Origin of the sequence: Nitrospirillum guaranorum (assembly GCF_034653275.1) — a bacterium.
Classification (GTDB): domain Bacteria; phylum Pseudomonadota; class Alphaproteobacteria; order Azospirillales; family Azospirillaceae; genus Nitrospirillum.
Map to the genome: position 1 here is coordinate 1,349,571 of NZ_JAYEES010000001.1, position 17,426 is coordinate 1,366,996.

12 protein-coding genes are annotated in these 17,426 nt (G+C 67.7%); all 12 read right to left on the bottom strand.

From position 1 onward, the window contains the following. A complete protein-coding gene (locus tag UAJ10_RS05355; protein ID WP_322914315.1) occupies positions 1–3,327 on the bottom strand; it encodes an nSTAND1 domain-containing NTPase in 3,327 nt (1,108 codons plus the stop codon). Between the two features lie 151 nt (positions 3,328–3,478). Next, complete coding sequence (locus tag UAJ10_RS05360) at positions 3,479–4,279, bottom strand: glycosyltransferase family 2 protein (protein ID WP_322914316.1); 801 nt, start codon at positions 4,277–4,279, stop codon at positions 3,479–3,481. Beyond that, on the bottom strand, positions 4,279–5,202 hold the full coding sequence (locus UAJ10_RS05365) for a hypothetical protein (RefSeq protein WP_322914317.1): 924 nt from the start codon (positions 5,200–5,202) through the stop codon (positions 4,279–4,281). Before UAJ10_RS05365 ends, UAJ10_RS05360 begins: the two co-directional genes overlap by 1 nt. 17 nt (positions 5,203–5,219) lie before the next feature. Further along, positions 5,220–6,428: an AMP-binding protein gene (locus tag UAJ10_RS05370; RefSeq protein ID WP_322914318.1), complete on the bottom strand. Its 1,209-nt coding sequence runs from the start codon at positions 6,426–6,428 to the stop codon at positions 5,220–5,222. Next, the gene (locus tag UAJ10_RS05375; RefSeq protein ID WP_322914319.1) at positions 6,425–7,354 is read right to left on the bottom strand and encodes a glycosyltransferase family 2 protein; all 930 of its coding nucleotides are present in this window, start codon (positions 7,352–7,354) and stop codon (positions 6,425–6,427) included. The genes UAJ10_RS05370 and UAJ10_RS05375 overlap by 4 nt, the downstream gene beginning before the upstream one ends. Then, positions 7,351–8,526, bottom strand: coding sequence for a hypothetical protein (locus UAJ10_RS05380; protein ID WP_322914320.1), 1,176 nt, complete (start codon positions 8,524–8,526; stop codon positions 7,351–7,353). The genes UAJ10_RS05375 and UAJ10_RS05380 overlap by 4 nt, the downstream gene beginning before the upstream one ends. Then, positions 8,519–9,322 carry a hypothetical protein gene (locus UAJ10_RS05385; RefSeq protein WP_322914321.1) on the bottom strand — a complete coding sequence of 268 codons (804 nt, stop codon included), beginning with the start codon at positions 9,320–9,322 and terminating at the stop codon, positions 8,519–8,521. The genes UAJ10_RS05380 and UAJ10_RS05385 overlap by 8 nt, the downstream gene beginning before the upstream one ends. 450 nt (positions 9,323–9,772) lie before the next feature. After that, positions 9,773–12,100, bottom strand: a complete 2,328-nt coding sequence (gene hypF / locus UAJ10_RS05390; RefSeq protein WP_322914322.1) for a carbamoyltransferase HypF — start codon at positions 12,098–12,100, stop codon at positions 9,773–9,775. Next, on the bottom strand, positions 12,100–13,554 hold the full coding sequence (locus UAJ10_RS05395) for a nickel-dependent hydrogenase large subunit (RefSeq protein ID WP_322914323.1): 1,455 nt from the start codon (positions 13,552–13,554) through the stop codon (positions 12,100–12,102). Before UAJ10_RS05395 ends, hypF begins: the two co-directional genes overlap by 1 nt. Continuing rightward, entirely contained in the window at positions 13,551–14,576 is a 1,026-nt protein-coding gene (locus UAJ10_RS05400; protein ID WP_322914324.1) for an NADH-quinone oxidoreductase subunit B family protein, read from the bottom strand. Before UAJ10_RS05400 ends, UAJ10_RS05395 begins: the two co-directional genes overlap by 4 nt. A 54-nt stretch (positions 14,577–14,630) precedes the next feature. Beyond that, complete coding sequence (locus UAJ10_RS05405) at positions 14,631–15,896, bottom strand: sensor histidine kinase (protein ID WP_322914325.1); 1,266 nt, start codon at positions 15,894–15,896, stop codon at positions 14,631–14,633. 3 nt (positions 15,897–15,899) lie between these two features. Then, a complete protein-coding gene (locus UAJ10_RS05410) occupies positions 15,900–17,414 on the bottom strand; it encodes a sigma-54-dependent transcriptional regulator (RefSeq protein ID WP_322914326.1) in 1,515 nt (504 codons plus the stop codon). Between the last annotated feature and the right edge of the window lie 12 nt (positions 17,415–17,426).

Consider the following 17,426-nt stretch of genomic DNA (forward strand, 5'->3'; position numbering starts at 1 on the left):
CTACTCCTTATTTCTGGTTAGGGATTCAAGATATTCAATATCTCGATAGCCAATACGATCGAGAAACTGGGCTGCCGCCCCGGCCAACCCTTCTTCGTCCCCAGCGCACCGGTTGGCGCGGACCCAAGGGTCGAGGATGCGGAAATCACTGCTTGAGGGGGCGATGCCTCGAAGGACGCCCGCCGCGTCCAGGCAGGCCTGCCTGGCGGCCACGCCGGCGCCCTGTCTCAGGGCGATCTCGGCATTGGCCAACAAGGTCTTGGAGAGAAGGATGGAGCGAAGCTTGTCCTGCCGGTCATGATCCACCGACGTCCGGGCAATGCCAGCGGCTTCGTTGACTTTCTGCTTTGCGGCCTCCAAGTCTCCCCCCGCCATCAAGGCGTAGCTGTGAAGCAGCAGGACTTCGGCCTTCTGGCGCTGCGCCAAATCGTCCGTTGGATTGACGTGGAGCAGCTGGTTGATCTTGACCTCAATGCCGAGAATGTCCGGTAACGCGTTTGAGACCCTCCCCAGGGCCAACTCCGCCCGCGCTTTCAGTAAAAGGATTTCTGTTCGGATGACCTGCCAACGGCGGTTCTCCGGCTCCTTGCGGAGGGCATCCTCAATTTGCTGCGCCGCCCGATCCAGGACGCCGAGCGCCAGTTCCGTCTTGCCTTGAGCCTGCAGGAGGGCACTCTTCAACCGGTCAGCGGTCGCCAGCCGGAACGCCCAAACCGGCGCATCGGGTTGACGGCGGCGCACATCGTCCAACACATCGCGCTGCTGATCATAAAGATCGGTCGCCGCCTCCAGCCGGCCTCGCTCAGCCTGCGCATCGGCCAGCAGGGAAAGGCTGTTTGCCAATTCCGCCAGCAGGGACACATTCTCCGGCTGGGCCGCCAGGGCCCGGTGCTTCAGCGCGATCGACGCGCTGAGATTGTCCGCAGCGGCATCCCCATTCCCTTCCCGCAATTGTACGGCGCTCAAGCTGCTGAGCGCATAGGACAATTCAATCCAGGCATCAGGCTCGCCGGGCTGGGCGTTCATCCGGCGCTGGGCGAAGCCTCGATATTGAATGAAACGACGCAATGTCTCGTCCAGGTTTCCCTGGTCCAGGGCAATCTGACCGAACCAGAAGGCGACCGTGCCCGAGACCTTCAGCGTCTCCGCATCCACCGCCCCTTCCGCCAAGTTGGCCTGCAGCAATGTCTCCGCCTGGGTCAGGGCCTTCAGCGCGGCATCGACATTGCCGCGGGAACGGTCCACATCCGCCAGGGTTTGCAGCGCCTTGGCCTGGCGCAGGCGGGCGGCGCCGGGGATGCGGCCGGGGTCGTCGGTGGTGAGGTAGCCCAGCGCCTTCTGCGCGACACCATCCAGCAGGTCCAGCCGGCCCAGGGGCCGCAACTTTTCCGCCAGATCATCCAGCATATAGTCGGCCAGGTCCTCCGCCTCGCGCAGGCGCAGGGCCGCCACCTTCTCCGCCCGGCTGGCGCGCAGGCCCAGGAAGGCGGCGACCAGGGCGATGGCGGCGACGCCGGCCAGGACACTCAGGCGCAGGCGATCCGCCCGCTTGGCGTGGCGGCCGGAGGCGGCGACCAGGGCCTGCACCTCGGCACCGACGGGCACGATGCCCTTGCCCACCAGATCCCGCGCCTCTTCCAGCGGCTTGCCCGGGCGCAGCAGGCGGTCGGCCCGGCGCCCTTCCGCCATCCACAGGCGGGCCAGCCCTTCCAGCTGGCTGCGGGCGCGCAGGGCCTGCCTGTGCTCGGCGATCCAGGCCACCGCCCGGGGCCACTGCCGCAGCAGCGCTTCATGCGCCACGCCGAAGACGGCCTGGGTTTCCGACACCCGGCTGACGAACAGCCGCGCATCCACAAGGGCCTGGACCAGGGCGCGCTCATCATCCGTCGCCAAGTCCGACCAGGGGGCCTGCAGGCCGCGCACCGTGTCATCGACGGCGCTGACGGCCACGATGACGGAGAAGATGCGGGACAGCGCCGCCCGGGCGCCGGCCGGCAGGCCCTCCAGCGTCGTCTCCGCGCGCTGGCCGATCGCCCCCTCGATGCCGCCCAGGCCGCGATAGGCCGCCAGGGTCAGCTCACGCGCCGGGCTGCGCAGCAGGTAGAGCTGCTGCAAGGTATACTGCAACAGCGGCAGGGCGTCCGGGCTGCTGGCCGCGGCGTCGCACAGCAGGTCGTCCAGACGCTCGTTACCATCCGGGTCGCCACCGAAACTGAGGCCGGCGATCTCGGCCGGCAGGCGGATCATCTGGCCGATTTCCGCCCGGCTGGGGGGTGCCAGGTCGAAATGGCCACCCGCCTCCTTGGCCGCCATCAACAGTGGCTCTTTCGCCACCTCGGGATAGAAGTCGTTGCGGCAGGCGGCGATGACCATGACCTGACCGCCCCGCGCCAGGCGATCGAGCGCCGTCAGGAACTGCCGCCGCTGTAAACCGCTGGCGAAGGCACCGCTGAACAGCGCCTCCAGCCGGTCGATGAACAGGATGAACCGGTCGCGGGCGGAAGCCACCACGCCCGATGGGATCACATCCCTGGCACCCTGCCCCTCTTCGATCAGGCTTTGGCCCAACTGCTCGGCGCCGCGGCCCGCGAACAGGGGCTCGCCATCCCGGTCCAGATCCAGCAGGGCGCCCCCCAGCGCCGTGGGCAGCGGCACCGCGCCGATGGTACCCAAATCCAGGACGGTGGCGCCCATGACTTGGCGGGCGTCCCCCTCGCGCGCCAGGGACGGCAGCAGGCCGGCCTGGACCAAGGAGGTCTTGCCGCTGCCGCTGGCGCCCAGGATGAGGACGAAGGCCCTGCCCGCCGCCGCCTGTCCCGCCAGGACATCGCGCAGGCGGGCGACCGCCGCGTCGCGCCCGAAGAACACTGACGCATGGGCCGCCCCGAAAGGCTCCAGGCCGACATAGGGGGATTCCCGCCCCCACGCTTCCGTCGCGGCATCCGTGTCCCGACGCGGCGCCAGGATCACCGGGGCGACGGTCCGATATCCACGTTTGCGGATATTCTCGATGTAGCGGGGTGCGGTCGCGCTGTCGCCCAAGGCCTTGCGCAGTTGCGCCACCGCCTTGTGCACCTGGTTCTCGCCCACGGCGATACCATCCCAGCACAGGTGCAGCAGGTCGTCGGCACTCAGAATCTTGCCGGGGTCCAGGCAGAGGGCCAATAGGACATCTATGGCCCGCGGCTCAACCTGCAACTGGGCTGCGGCGTCCTCACGCCACAGGACGCAAGCCTGGGCGTCCACCTGCCAGTCACCGAATTGAAAGCGCTTGACCTTCACGGGCAGACCCTTGCTGTCGTAGAAGACGGCCCCTTTTGTGGCCACATCAACTTTTCGGCGGGGCTTACGGCCGCTTCCCCTACCGTATTGGCGTGAGTATAGCCTCATATTACAACTGTCGCGACAAAACTATTCTAAAGTTGTAGCTCATTCGCGAATGTCTTTCCCGTTACACAGGCCTCGGTCTGCGACGCCGTCAGACCGCCGTCATCCAGCAAAAGCCACCATGCCCAGGGGCCCGCCCAAGCAGGGCGGCGGTGGGCTCGGTTTCCGCCTCGACCATGACCGCCCGTGTTCCCGCCGAATATTCCTCGCGGTACTGGATGGTAAGTTCCTGCAAGCGCATCCGCACATCGGACTCGTAGTTCGTTCCGGGGTGGGTGGTGAGCGACGCGCCGTGTGTGCGGCGCAGGTAGAGGAAGTCTTCCAGCACCACCGTGCGGAAGCCGGACGCCTGCGCGCGGATCACGAACTCCGTATCGGCGCCGCATGGCCAGGCGCGGAACGCGCCCAGCGCGTCCCAGACGTGCCGCTTGGCCACGAACTGGCCGTCCGTGCCCTTGCGCCTCTGGCCGTTCTCGGGCCGGTAATCCGGCAGCGCGGGCACGATGGACGTGGGCCGCAGGCTTTCGTCCGTGTACACGCTCCATGACAGGGTGAGGTCCGCGCCTTCCTCCAGCGCCTCGATATGCCGGCGCAGATAGTCGTCCAGCATCACGTCATCGGCATCGAAGCGGGCGATGAGGTCGCCCTCGGCGTACCGCATCAGGGTGTTGAAGGTGACGTAGGTGCCCCGATTGCGCCGCAGGTGCACCACCTGTGCGGCGGGATATGGCGCCGTCGCCAGGTAATCCAGGGTATCGTCGCAGCCATCGACGCCCAGCAGCACCTGCAGGCGCCAGCCATCCGGCAACGCCTGGGAAAATACCGCATCCAGGCAATCGCCCAGCCATCGGCGCGCGCGGAAGGCGGCGATCAGGACGGATACGGTTTTCATCACACGGCCCCCACCAGGGTTGGCGAGGCCAGCCGTTGCTGAAGGCCGTGCCGCAGGAAGGCGAACCATTCCGCCGTCGGTGCGTGCGTCGCGTAATAGGGCGTCAGATTCAGGTCGATGATGGTATGCCGCGTGCCGTCATGGATGACGTCCAGGCAGAAATAATCAAAAGGGTATCGCGCGACGAAGCCGGCCAGCTGCCGCCACATATCCGTGGGGAAGCCGCCATGGTCGCCGCCCACCGTGGCCAGCTGGCCGCGATCGATACAGACCCAGCGGTCGCCCGGCCGCTCCATCTCCTTCTTGATCAGGTCGGGGCTGTGGGCGCGGATGCAGACCAATGCGTCGCCGCAACCGTAAATGCGATAGATCGTGTCGTCGTGGGCGATGAAATTCTCGATGACCAGGTGGGGATTGTTCCACCAGTCGGGCGGAAGCTCGTCGCGGCGCAGCAGACGATAATCGTCCCACCCGCGAATGGGGCAGTCGGCGGGGGCGGAAAACTGGCCTTGCAGGAAGGCGGGCAGCGCCCGTTCCGCCTCACCGCCATAGTTCAGATCCGTCTTCACGAACAGGAACTGATCGTCCGGGCCGTCGGGGGCGGCGCGGGCGCTTCTCAGACCGGCATTCTCCAGCATGGTATGCAGGGTGCGCTTGCGCATGTCGGCCAGGCCGGCGTTGAGGACCTTGATGCCCCGCTGCGCCAATTTGCGCTCGAACACCGGGCGCTGGCGGGGAAACAAGGCCGCGTGCGACAGGCGGTGGTGAAACAGGACCGCGTCGATACGGGGCCCGCAGGCCGCGTCCAGCACGTCCCAGTCATCATCCCATTGCGCCGCGCAATGGGCGCCGGCGAGGTGGCTGATCAGGTAGCCGCGCCACGAGTCCCATTCATAGACCAGAAGATTGCTCAGTTTTTCCATGACACCCCTCCCTGGGGTCACCGTCGCCGGTCGACAAGCGTCGCCGTCTTGGCGGTCGTGGGGTCGATATGAAGATCGGCGAGGGTCACCGCACGCACGTAGGTCGTGTCGCCGCCCTCATCCTGTTTCATGTGCCGGCGCAGCCGTTCGGCAATGGCCGGCAGGATCGCCGGGTCGTCGCAGACCACATGCAGGCCCAGCCGGTCGCAGCCGTCCGCGCCGAACTCCAGCACCGCCTGCCAGGCGGCACAGCCCTCGGCCACGGCGGCGAAACCGCTGTCGTCGTGGGTGATCTCATAAAAGCGGAAGGTGCGCGGCCGGCGCCCCCTCACCTCCAGCATGCGCTGGCCACCGTGGGTCACGATACGGCCCACGTCACCCTGGCTGTAACGGAACAAGGGAAACCGTCGGCGCCAGGTGTTGGTCACCACGATCTCCCCGAAGCGGCTGGCGTCTGGGGCGATGATCTCCACCACGATTTGCGGGAGGGTGCTGAACACCCCCGGGGTGGCGGTGGCGTCGCTGACCGCCCAGATGCCGGTTTCCGCGGCACCGTACAGGGACCAGATGCGCTGTATGCCGAAGATGCGGGAGAGGCGCTCCCGCACGCTGTCGCGCATCAGTTCGCCCGCGTAGAGCAATTGCGGGATGCGGGGCGGCGGCTTGCCGGTTTCCTCGCACCAGTTGGCGAGCAGCGTCAGGATGGACGGCGTGCCCGCCAGATGGGTCGGCTGGAACATCTCCGCCGCCGCCAGCATGTCGCTGTGGGGTGATTGCGCGCTCATGGGCACGGTGGTGGCGTAGCAGCGCTCCAGCAAATCATCGACGATCGCCGCCGTGCGGTAGAGACCGGAATAGGCGAACAGGTTCAGCACCACCGAGTTGGGCGCGAACACCCCCCGGGCCAGCAGATGCTCGGCCAGCGCCTGACGCTGGGCGTGGTTCTCCGCGATATCGACGGGGAAGATCAGGGGCCCGCCGCCGGCGCTGCCGCCGGAGCGCACCAGGTAAATCCCCCGCTCTTCCCGCGCGGGGGAGAAGCCGTCCAGGGCCGCCAGCAAATCGCCCTTCTGGCACACGGGCGCGTCACGCCAATGTCCGCAATCCCGATAGAGGTGCCGCCAGAAGGGATGATGGCGCGCCCTTTCGAACGCATGGGCCATCATGCCGTCCGGTATGGCACCCTGGCCCCCTTCCTTGCCGATCCAGCCTGAGTCCGGGCTCATGCCGCCCTCCACAGCAATGGCAGGTCGATGTCGAAATGCGCCAGCAAGGCGCCATTGGCGCCGCAGAACGCGGCACGCTGGGCATCATCCGGCAGGCTTTCCATGGCGAAGGTCAGCCAGCGGCGTCCCAGCGTGCGGCACAGCCGGCGGTCGTCGGCATCGTCGCTATGGCGGAAGCGCTCAAGACTGGGCGGGATTTGCAGCTGGCGCCAATCCTCACACCGCCGGTGCGACAGGCTGTCCGGCAAAATCCGATAGCGGATCACCGGCTCCGCCAGCAAACCCACCGGGGCGGGGATGCCGCCACCCTTGGCGATGTCTTTGGCGACCCGGTACCAGAAGTCGATGTTCTCGTTGACGTGGCGGCCTTCCGCGAAGCGCGCGTCGCCGATGGCGCCACGGCGCACGGCCACGTTGCTGGCCCGCCCCATGAAAAAGTCCAGGTGGCTGGCGCTGGACGTCACACGGGGCAACCGGTGCAGCGTCCCGTCCAGCGGCACGACCTCATCCCGTAGGGCGCCCATGTCCGGGAAATAGTCGCCCTGGGCGGATGTCTCGAATCCCAGCACCAGCAGGTCCAGGGCGTGACCGCGCATGCAGCGCAGGATTTCGCTGCAGCAGTCGTCGCGCCAGTGGTCGTCGGCGTCCAGGAACGCCAGCACGGCGCCACCCGCACGTTCCAGGCCGCGGTTGCGCGCCGCGCTGGGCCCGCCATTGACAGGCAAGCGCAACAACTCCGTCCGGGCGACGCCCTGCCGGGCCAGGCGACGCAGGCCGCTTTCCGCCCGCGCGGCGCCGTCGTCGGTCGAAGCGTCATCCACCACGATCACCTCGTGGGGCAACTGCGTCTGCCGCGCCAGGGAGGCCAGGGCCTCGTCGATATAGTCTTGCTTGTTGTGCAGGGGAATGACGACCGAAAGGCTCATGGCGCCGCCTCGCACCGATAGAGCTTCCCCCGCTGCTGATGCAGGTTGATCACCGCGTCGTTAGAGCCGCGGAACATGCCGTTGCCGTAGCACACGGCGTCGCGGCACAGCAGCATGCCCACCATGTGAATGGGGTGGGCGAAATCCGGATCCACGAAGTCCAGCTGTTCCAGATAGGGTTGGAACATCAAGTGCGGCCAGTCGCGCCGCACCCGGTCCGCCCAATGCGTCTCACCACAGGCCGAGCGCACCAGCGCGCCGATACCGCGGCCGCCGCTGCTGGGCTTGGCGATCCAGTCCCCCTCGCCCCCCAACAACCGTTCGGCTTCCGCCGGCGAACGGGCGCAGACCGAGGTGATCAGGTGCGGGCGCAACCGCCGATACAGGTCCGCCGGCATGGCATCGCGCATGATGGCGTCGTCGGACAGCACCGTCAGCACGCGCTTGTCATGCACCAGGATCACGGTGCGCACGTCGTTGAAATAGGGGCCGTGGGCGATGAGATGGGCCAGGACATCGCGCGCCAGCATCGGCAGCTCGTTGCGGTCCAGTTGCAGGATCAGATGGTCCAGCCGGCGGCCATGGGCATGCAGCGCCCCGGCGCGTACACTCACGTCTTCCGGCCGGGCGGCGATGAAACCGACGCCGGCCTGCCGCAAATAATCGGACAGGCAATCGATCTCGCCGCTGGGTTCCTGGCCGTGCACCAGTGCCACGGTGCTCCCGGGCTCATAGGGCGCGCACAAGTCGTCCCAGAAATCCGCCTGGCCACCCGACCATGCGCGGCTAACCATCCAGCCGTTCAACGGATAGCGGGCGCCGATTTCACAAATGCGGGCCGTTCCGGCCCGGTCCAGGATGAAGTCGGGCCTGTACCAACCCACGCGATAGGGGGTGGGTGCCGCCAACCGCAGGATGTCTTCCAACTCCGGCGGAAGCGAATAGATCGTCCGGATGCGGGCGTCGAGGAAATACCGCTGCACCACCGCCCGCAAGGCCACGTCGAGCAAGCCGGCCAGCGTGCGCATCTGGTCGCGGTAGGCCGCCGGGAGAACGACCACGCGATCGGAACACACCTCCCCATGGCGCAACCCGCCGACCATGGGAAGCGGCGCCTTCACGCCCTGGGCGCCGTTGGTTTCCACCAAGATGGGGCGAAGGCCGTCATTCATCGCGGGGAAACAGAACCCGTAGGACCTCCGCCTTCCTGCTCAGGTATTGCGCCGCGATGCCATGCAGGTCGTAGTCGTCCCAGTTGACCTCGAACGCCCGCGCATAGTGGTCCAGGGTGTTCACCGCGTGGAAGAAGTGGTTCTTCTCGGTCCCGCCGCAATGAACGGCGATCCAGCGCAGCGGACGCGCGGTGTCCTCTTCACTATAGTGAAAGTGTTCAATCAGCCATTGCCGGAACAGCGGCAGGATGAACTCCACCTCGCCATGCGTGTAGATCTCGTGCACCAGCGTGGTCAGCAAGCCCAGCGCGATGTCGGGCTCACGCAAGGACATGTGGTCCTTCCAGGTTTTGAAATCTGTCGCGCTGCGGTCGATATAGCGGTTCTGCAACCAGGCGTCGTCGCCGACGATGTCGGTCGCCATGATGTGGAACATCTTGGAATGCAGGATCTTGTGCGTGACCGCCAAGTCTTCGTCGATGATACGGTGCAGGGAAACCAGGGACTGCAGCAGGTATTGCGGGTCCAGCACCGGTTCGCCGCGGTGCAGCTTCAGGGTCAGCCGGTTGCTGATGCCGGCCACGGTCATGGCGCTGTTGTTGGTCTGACTCCAACTCGCGAAGAACCGCCGCAGGATCTCGGGATCATGCCGGCGCGACGTCAGATCGCGAAAACCATGCTCAATGGTGGCGAACTCCACCTCGTTGTTGGCGAAGGCCCTCAGCAACGGGGCACGAAACGGGCCAGCCGGCATGTTCCGCAATACGGGCAGAATGTGATTTCTTAAGCTTTCCATATAAAATCCCCCAAAACATGGATGTCTTATGGCGCGAATGGGCTGACTTTTATTTTTAATATAGCTCACAAATACGCCATATCAGCGACACAAACACCCTGATGCGCTATTTTTATTACAGATGATAATCTGTACTGGGGGGATAATAGGCTTATTTATTATTTTATAAATGCCACGGAGTGCGTATCAACAGGATAGGCGGAATACACACCTCCGAGCGATGCGGGAAGCCCCAGCGGCCCAGCTTGGGTAGGCCGTCCCCAGGCAGGCGATCCCGTCCATGCCCTTGCCATGGAAAGCCCCCCTTCATGGAAAGCCACTTCATGGAAACGGTCGGGGCCGGGCCGCAGGGAAAGGATGAAGGGGCACTTGCCCCTAGAGTGCGCCCCTTGGGGTGGACAGTTTCAAGCCGCGGAAGGTGCCCCGCCAACAGCCTGTTGGCCTCGGAAGTCAGGAGGTTGGCTGCCCGGTGCCTTCCCCCGTGGCCGTGCTGAGCGCCCCCAACACCGCCTGCCCCAGAGCCAGCCCACCATCGTTGGCTGGTACCCGCTGGTGCGTCACCGGCCGGCCACCCATGGCGCGCACACGGGTCTGAAGTTCATCCAGGATGATGCGGTTCTGCATAACCCCGCCGGACAGTGCCACGAGGGATCCGGCGCCAGCGCCCTGGCGTGCCGCCGCCGCAACCACGGCCTCGGCGAAACCCATGTGGAAACGCGCGGCTATCAGCCCCGGCGCCTCCCCAGCACGGAGGTCGGCCAGCAGCGCCTCCCACAGCGGGAGCCATCCCACGACCACGGAATCACCCCCGCCCAGGGCCACCGGATAGGGCCGAACCGATGCCATATGGGGCCGTGCGAGGGCTTCCAGCGCCATCGCGGCCTGGGCCTCATGTCCGATACGCATCGGGTGGATGCCCAGTGCCGCCGCGACCGCGTCGAACAGTCTGCCGGCCGAGGAACAGGGCGGCACATTGGTGCCCGTTTCCAGCATGCGCTCCAGCACGGCCACCCGCGCATCCGGAGGCAGTTGGTTCAGAACGGGCGCGGCCTGGTGTCGCCAGGCGTCACCGAAGGCGTGGCGCAGCTGGGCGACCAGATTGCGCCAGGGCTCCCGCATCGCCGCCGCGCCGCCCGGCAGGGCCACGGGAGCAATGTGGGCGGCGCGCGTCACGCCGTGGTATCCCCCACGCAGGACTTCGCCGCCCCACAGCGTCCCGTCGATACCCAGGCCCAGGCCGTCCAGGATCAGGCCGAAAGCGCCCTCCCCACCTTTCGCCAACCCGATGCCGGCGTCGGCCAAGCACGCGGCCATGTGGGCATGATGGTGCCCGACACGCACCAGCCGTGCGCCGCACTCCCGGGCCAGCGTGGCGCCCAACGTGGTCGAGAGATAGTCCGGGTGGGCATCGACCGCGATGACCTCCGGCGTGAAATCAAACAGGTCGCGATAGAGGCGCACCATGGCCTGGTAATCATCCAAGGCGGCTGCGTTTTCCAGATCGCCGATGTGCTGGGACAGGATGGCCTGTCCCTGCCGCAACAAGCAGAAGGTGGCCTTCAATTCGCCGCCCATGGCCAAGGTGGGCGGCAGGCCATCAAACCCGGGCGGGAGGGACAATGGCGCCGGGGCGTACCCCCGGGCCCGCCGCAGGATGGTTGGCGCGCCACCGGTGGCGGCGACGACGCTGTCGTCCAGGCGGTTGAGGATGGCACGATCGTGCATCAGCCAGGCATCGGCCAGCCCGGCCAGGCGATCCCGCGCCTGCTCGTTGGTGGTCACCTGCGGCTCATCCGACCGGTTGCCCGAGGTCATCACCACGGGACCATGCAAGCGTGCCATCAGCAGGTGGTGCACCGGCGTATAGGGCAGCATGAAGCCCAAATGATCCTGGTCCGGCGCCAATCCATCCGGCAGCGGCGGGCCATCGGGCCACCTGGGCAAAAGTACGATGGGCGCCGCGGGCGACAGCAGCAGGGCGCGGGCCGTGTCGTCCAGTTGGCAATACCGCCCAACCTCGTCCACCGACCGGGCCATCATGGCAAAGGGCTTGGCGTCGCGCGCCTTGCGCCGCCGCAGTTCCGTCACCGCGTGGGGGTTGGCGGCGTCGCAGGCCAGGTGGAAGCCGCCGATGCCCTTGACGGCGACGATGCCGCCGACCCGCAGCAGCGCCGCGACCGCATCCAGCGGGTCCGTTCCCGCGTCCGGGGCAGGTTCCAGCCACAGCCGGGGGCCACAGGCGGGGCAGGCCGTCGGCTGGGCGTGGAAGCGGCGGTCGGCGGGGTTGGCGTATTCGGCGGCGCAGTCCGGGCACATCGGAAACGCCGCCATGGCGGTGTTGGCGCGGTCATAAGGAATGGCGCTGACGATGGACAGCCGGGGCCCGCAGTGGGTGCAGTTGCCGAAGGCGTAACCCTGGCGCCGGTCGGCGGGATCGAACAGTTCCGCCCGGCAGGCGGGACAGGTGGCGGCATCGGGCACGATGCCCGTCCGCACCGTTCCGGCGGCGCTGGCGGCAATGGTGAAGCCCAGGGGCGCCGGCCCGTCGTGCGGCCAAGTCTCGATGGTATGAATGCGCGCCAAGGGCGGCGCCTCGCCGCGCAGCCGGTCTTGGAAGCTGTCCAGCGCTGCGGGATGGCCCCAGACATGGATGATCACACCCTCGCCATCGTTGGCGACGCTGCCGGCGATGTCCAGCGCCCGCGCCAGGCGCCAGACATGGGGCCGGAACCCCACCCCCTGCACAAGGCCCCGCACGCGGATGCGACGCGCCGCCATCAATGCACCGTGCAGACCATGCACGGATCGAAGGAGCGGACGATGTGCTGCACGGCCACCGGCTCGGTCTCCCCCTCCCGCACGGGGGCGCCGCGCAGCGCTTGCTCCAAGGGCCCGGGCGTACCGGCGGCATCGCGGGGGGAGAAGTTCCAGGTGGTGGGGGCGATGATCTGGTAGTTGGCGATGCGCCCGCCCTGAATACTCACCCAATGGCCCAGCGAGCCCCGGGCGGCCTCCGTCAGGCCAGCCCCCTCACCCGCCGGCGGCAGGGGGGTATGGTCGATAAAGGGCGCCGCCGGATCGATGGCGCGCACCCAGCGCTCCATGGCCATGGTGACCAGCGCGGTCTCCAGCAGCCGCGCCACCACCCGTGCCTCCACCGTCGCCCCATCGCGCGCCACCAGGTCGCGCGGCAGCGGGTGCCCGGCGACCAGTTGGCGCGACAGGGCCCCCACCTCCGCCACCTCGCCCTCCAGGCGCGGCGCCTTGCACCAGGAATAGGCGTCATCCCGCGTGGCATCGGGCGGCATCCCCGGGTCGCGCGGGGACCGCGGCGCCCCGTCTGGGGCGGCCTGATACCAAGCGTGGCTGACATCCTCGGTGATGCGATCCACCGGCAGGACGCCACCGACGCCCCGCCTGAACAGGCCCCGCGGGAACAAGGGCCCATCCGATGACGGATAGGCGCCGAAACTCATGTGCCGCAGGTCGGTGCGGCCCAAGCGGTTCAGGCCCGTCGCCTGTGACAGCAGAAAAAAGCGGGCGAAATCACCCCGCACGGCCCTCGCCTCCGCCCAGGCGAGCAAGGCGTCGCGGGTCGACAAAGCCGCCACCGCCTCCAGCGCATCGGCGAACAGGACGCGTTCCAGGAAGCGGCGGAAGCCGGCCAGCAGGGCGCCCAGCCGCGCCAGTTCGGCCCGTGATACCGCGCGCGTTGATCCTCCGGGCTGGATCGCCAGAGTGTGGGGCCACTTACCGGCCAGGATGCCCAGCAGGTTCATCAATTCCGTCCGGGCGGGCAGGAAGTCCCGCGCGGCATCGCCCTTCACCGCCGCGAACCGCCCAGCCGCGTCGGCATGCCAAGGTTCGCCCGCGTAAACGGCGCGGGCGAAGTCCGGCATGAAAAACAGATAGAAGTGCGTCAGGTGGTCGGCGACGTTCTCGACCGCATGAATCAGGTTCACGGCCATGCCGCCATTGGCGGGCAGCGGCACGGAACCGGTCGCCGCCAGCGCGCGCGCCGCGGCCAGCGACTGGGACACCGAACAGATGCCGCAGATGCGCGGCGCGTAAACCAGCGCGTCCAACGCCGGCTTGCCCACCAGCATGGCCTCGAACCCGCGATAGAGTGGGGAGACGACACGGGCGCCGGCCACCACCCCGGCGCTGATGTCGAGGCGCACCTCCAGGTCCCCCTCGACGCGGTTGAACGGACCGACGATCAGGCGGCTCATGCGCTGTCCTTGCGCTTGTCATGGGGAAGAAGGCCAGGCGTGGACCGCGCGGCGTTGTCGCGCAGCCGCTTGGGCGTCGCCGCCTTGGACAGGGAGGCCAGCGCCACGAACCAGGCCTTGGGCATGTCCGTCGGCAGGCCGATGGGTATGCCGGCCACCTTGGGCGTGACGGCGAAGGCGTGGCCCGGCTCCTCGAACCCCGGCGCCGTGCAATTGATGCAGGCGTAGTTGCCGTCCAGGCAGGAGCCGCCGCCATTCCACGGCCGGATGTTGCAGTCCGCCCGCGCCTGGGTGCCCTTGCATCCCAGGTTCTCCATCATGCACCCCAGGTCGCCCGGCTGCTCGGCACTGGCCTTGAACTCATAGAATTCATTGCGGGCACAGCCGTGGTGGACCAGATGGGCGGTGTAGGCCAGCGGGCGCTCCCACTCATCCAGGTCGGTTGCGGTCAAGGTGCCCGCACCGATCTGCAGCAGGGTGTCGGTGAACCAGCCGGGATGGATGGGACAGCCGGCGATGTTGATGACCGGCAAGCCCCGGGCGGACCGGAAGTCCGCCCCCAGCAGGCCGCCGGCGCGGGTGCCGTCGTAGGCCAGGCCGCATGCCTCCACCTCGTTGCCGCCGGTGGCCGTGACGCCCCCGAAGGCGGCGCAGCTGCCCACGGCCACGACATAGCCGGCGCGGCTGGCGATGGCGGCGATCCAGTCGCGCATCGGCTTGCCCGTCCCGGCCATCAGGTGAAAGCGCCCGGTCCCAGCGGGCCCGTTGATGACCGATCCCTCCAGGCACAGGATATCCACCGGCGGCCCATCCCCGGCCGCGGCCTCCAGGATGGCCCGCGCCTCGCCGCCCGTCGCCTCGCTGAGGGACGGGTGCCACAGCAACTCGACATTGGCTGCGGCCAGCGCGGTCAGCAGATCCGGCTTCTCCGCCCCCAGGAGCGACAGGGTGCAGCCGCCGCAACCGCCGGATTGCAGCCACAACAGCCGCAGCGGGCGGGCGGGGTCAGATACCGCGGTCATCGACCGGCACCTTGAGGGTGAAGGTGGCGCCGCCCCCCTCCGCGTCCGCATAACTCAGGCTTCCCCCAACTTTTCCGCCATGTTGTAACTGACATACAGCCCCAGCCCCGTGCCGCTGCCGATGGGCTTGGTGGTGAAGAAGGGCTCGAAGATCTTGTTCTGGTTTTCCGGCGGCACGCCGGGGCCGTTGTCGCTGACCGTCAGCACGACCCAGCCATCCTGCTGCCCCGCCGCGATCCGGATGAGCGCCCCGTCGCGCCCCTCCACCGCGTCCACCGCGTTCTGCATGAGATTGACCAGAATCTGATGCAGTTGCCCCTTGCGGCCCACGATCTCCACCTGCGGCGGCAGGTCGAGCCGCAGTTCCGGCTTGGTGCGCTGGGCCTTGATCACCCAGTCGATGGCGGTGTGGATCAGGCGCACCAGGTTGAACGCTTCCGGCTCCTCCCGCTGGTTGGAGGAGAAGCGCCGCAGATCCTGCACGATATCGCGCACCCGCTCCGCCCCTTCCAGGGTGCCGTCCACCAGGGGACCGATGTCGGCCAGCACCTTGTCGATGCGCAGGCTGTCACGCAGCGCCGCCAGTTCCGCTGGCGGCTTGCCGGCGTCGATGGCGGCCAGATAACCGGTGATGGCGGCGCCGTAGCGCTTCAGCGCGTACATGTTGCCGAAGACGAAGCTGATGGGATTGTTGAGTTCGTGCGCCACCCCGGCCACTAGCCGGCCCAGCGCCGCCATCTTTTCCGAGGTCAGCAGCTGTTGCTGCGTCTGGCGCAGGCGCTGGTGGGCCTTGTCCAGGTCCCGATAGGCGCGCAGCAGTTCGCCGATGGGCCGGCCGGCCAGCACCATGCCGGCGTACCGGCCCCGGGCGTCGCGGCGGGGGGCGCCGTTGACGGACACGGCCGCCCGCTGGCCATCCGCGGCCAACAGGTGCCAGCTCTTGTCCTCGATCGGTTGCCCGTTGGCGAGGCAGGCCCGGATATCGGCATGGTCGGCGGGGTCGAACAGGTCCAGCAGGGGGGCAGCCAACAGGTCGCCCTCCTCCCGTCCCAAGGCCGTGGTCAGCGCGGCGTTGACCCGCAGCACCGCGCCGGCGGCATCGCAGACGATCAGCACGTCGTTCATGGCCCCCAGGACCGACTGCATGAAGTCGCGCGCCTGCTGCAGGCGCTGGTTCTGTTCCTCCAGCGCCACTTGCGAGGCCACAAGGTCGCTGTAGACCACATCCATGCGGCGGATGACGTCGATCCATAGCTGCTCGCCCTCGCCATCCGCGTCGGGCGGCGCGTCGCCGAATGGCAGCGTGTCGTGGCTGCCCATGGCTCAGCCCCCCGCCATGCGCTTGGATGCCGCAGGGGGCGCCAAAGGGTGGACATTCTCCAGCCCATAGCGTTCCAGCTTGGCGCGCAACCCCACGCGCGACAGCCCCAGTTCCCGCGCCGCCTGGCTCTTGTTCCAGCGGTGGCGGATCAGCGTCTCGCGGATGATGCGCGCCTCCATGGCGCTGACCCGCTCGCGCAGGTCGCCGGCCAGGCCGGCGATATCGGTGAAATCGTCCTCGCGGGGCCCGGCCCCCTGCGGCTCCGCCCGCAGGATGTGGGGGGACAGCAAATCCGCCTCAAGTCGCCGCCCCTCGGTACCGCGTACCACCAGGCGCTGCACCTCGTTCTGCAGTTCGCGGACATTGCCAGGCCAGTCGTAGCGGGCCAGACAGTCCAGCGCCTCCGGCGAAATGCCGGGCACACGCTTGCCCATCTGCGCCATGGCCCGGTCCAGCAGCGCCCCCACCAGCAGCGGCAGGTCGCCCTTGCGGTCTTTCAGGTCGGGCAAGCGGATGATCATCCCGGCCAGGCGGTAGAACAGGTCGGCGCGGAAGCGCTTGGCCCGCACCTCCTCCTCCAAATCCTTGTTGGTCGCGGCGATCACCCGCACGTCCACCTTGCGGGTGCGGGAACCGCCCAGCGGCCGTATCTCCCCTTCCTGCAGCACGCGCAGCAGCTTGACCTGGAAGGCGGGGGAGACCTCGCCGATCTCATCCAGGAAGACGGTGCCGCCGTCCGCCCGTTCGAACAGGCCGACATGGTCCTCGATGGCGCCGGTGAACGCGCCCTTCTTATGCCCAAACAGCTCGCTCTCCAGCAGTTCGTCGGGCAAGGCGCCGCAGTTCTCCACCACGAAAGGCTGGTTCCAGCGCAGGGAACCATAATGCAGGGCGCGCGCCGCCAGCTCCTTGCCCGTGCCGGAGGAACCGAACAGCAGGACCGGCACGTCGAAGGGCGCCACCTGGGCCAGGCTGCCGCACACCACATCCATGGGGCTGCCCTTGGCGCGGACGATGCCGTCGTCGAAGCTGTAGGCGCGGCGCAGCTTCTCCTTCCGCTCCCCCACCACGCGGGACGCGGCGGCCGGCAGCATTTTCATCTCGACCGCCAGCAGCTCGTTCTGCCGCTGCAACGTGTAGAGGCGGCAGGCCCCCTTCAGCGTCAACAGCAGGTTCTCGGGGTGCCAGGGTTTGGTGATGTACTGGAAAATGCCCGCCTGGTTGATGCCGTCGATGATGTCGTGAGCGTCCGTGTAGCCGGAGATGATCATGCGGACCACATCGGGCCACCGCTCCTTCACCTCCGTCAGGAACTCCACGCCGGTGCGGTCCGGCATCCGCTGGTCGCACAGCACCACCTGCACCAGATTGTCGGCCAAGCGCCGCTCGGCCTCGACGGTGCTGGCGGCGGTCAGCACGTCGAAATCCTCCTCCAGGATGCGCCGCAGCGATTCCAGGGAGCGCAGCTCGTCATCGACGATCAGGATGGTGGGCAGATCGGTGGAAGACTCGGCCATCGCTCCTCTCCG

Coding starts and splice junctions, on each gene's coding strand:
- UAJ10_RS05400 (WP_322914324.1), bottom strand. CDS start 14,576: ATGACCGCGGTATCTGACCCCGCCCGCCCGCTGCGGCTGTTGTGGCTG.
- UAJ10_RS05405 (WP_322914325.1), bottom strand. CDS start 15,896: ATGGGCAGCCACGACACGCTGCCATTCGGCGACGCGCCGCCCGACGCG.
- UAJ10_RS05385 (WP_322914321.1), bottom strand. CDS start 9,322: ATGGAAAGCTTAAGAAATCACATTCTGCCCGTATTGCGGAACATGCCG.
- UAJ10_RS05365 (WP_322914317.1), bottom strand. CDS start 5,202: ATGGAAAAACTGAGCAATCTTCTGGTCTATGAATGGGACTCGTGGCGC.
- UAJ10_RS05370 (WP_322914318.1), bottom strand. CDS start 6,428: ATGAGCCCGGACTCAGGCTGGATCGGCAAGGAAGGGGGCCAGGGTGCC.
- UAJ10_RS05380 (WP_322914320.1), bottom strand. CDS start 8,526: ATGAATGACGGCCTTCGCCCCATCTTGGTGGAAACCAACGGCGCCCAG.
- UAJ10_RS05360 (WP_322914316.1), bottom strand. CDS start 4,279: ATGAAAACCGTATCCGTCCTGATCGCCGCCTTCCGCGCGCGCCGATGG.
- hypF (WP_322914322.1), bottom strand. CDS start 12,100: ATGGCGGCGCGTCGCATCCGCGTGCGGGGCCTTGTGCAGGGGGTGGGG.
- UAJ10_RS05375 (WP_322914319.1), bottom strand. CDS start 7,354: ATGAGCCTTTCGGTCGTCATTCCCCTGCACAACAAGCAAGACTATATC.
- UAJ10_RS05410 (WP_322914326.1), bottom strand. CDS start 17,414: ATGGCCGAGTCTTCCACCGATCTGCCCACCATCCTGATCGTCGATGAC.
- UAJ10_RS05395 (WP_322914323.1), bottom strand. CDS start 13,554: ATGAGCCGCCTGATCGTCGGTCCGTTCAACCGCGTCGAGGGGGACCTG.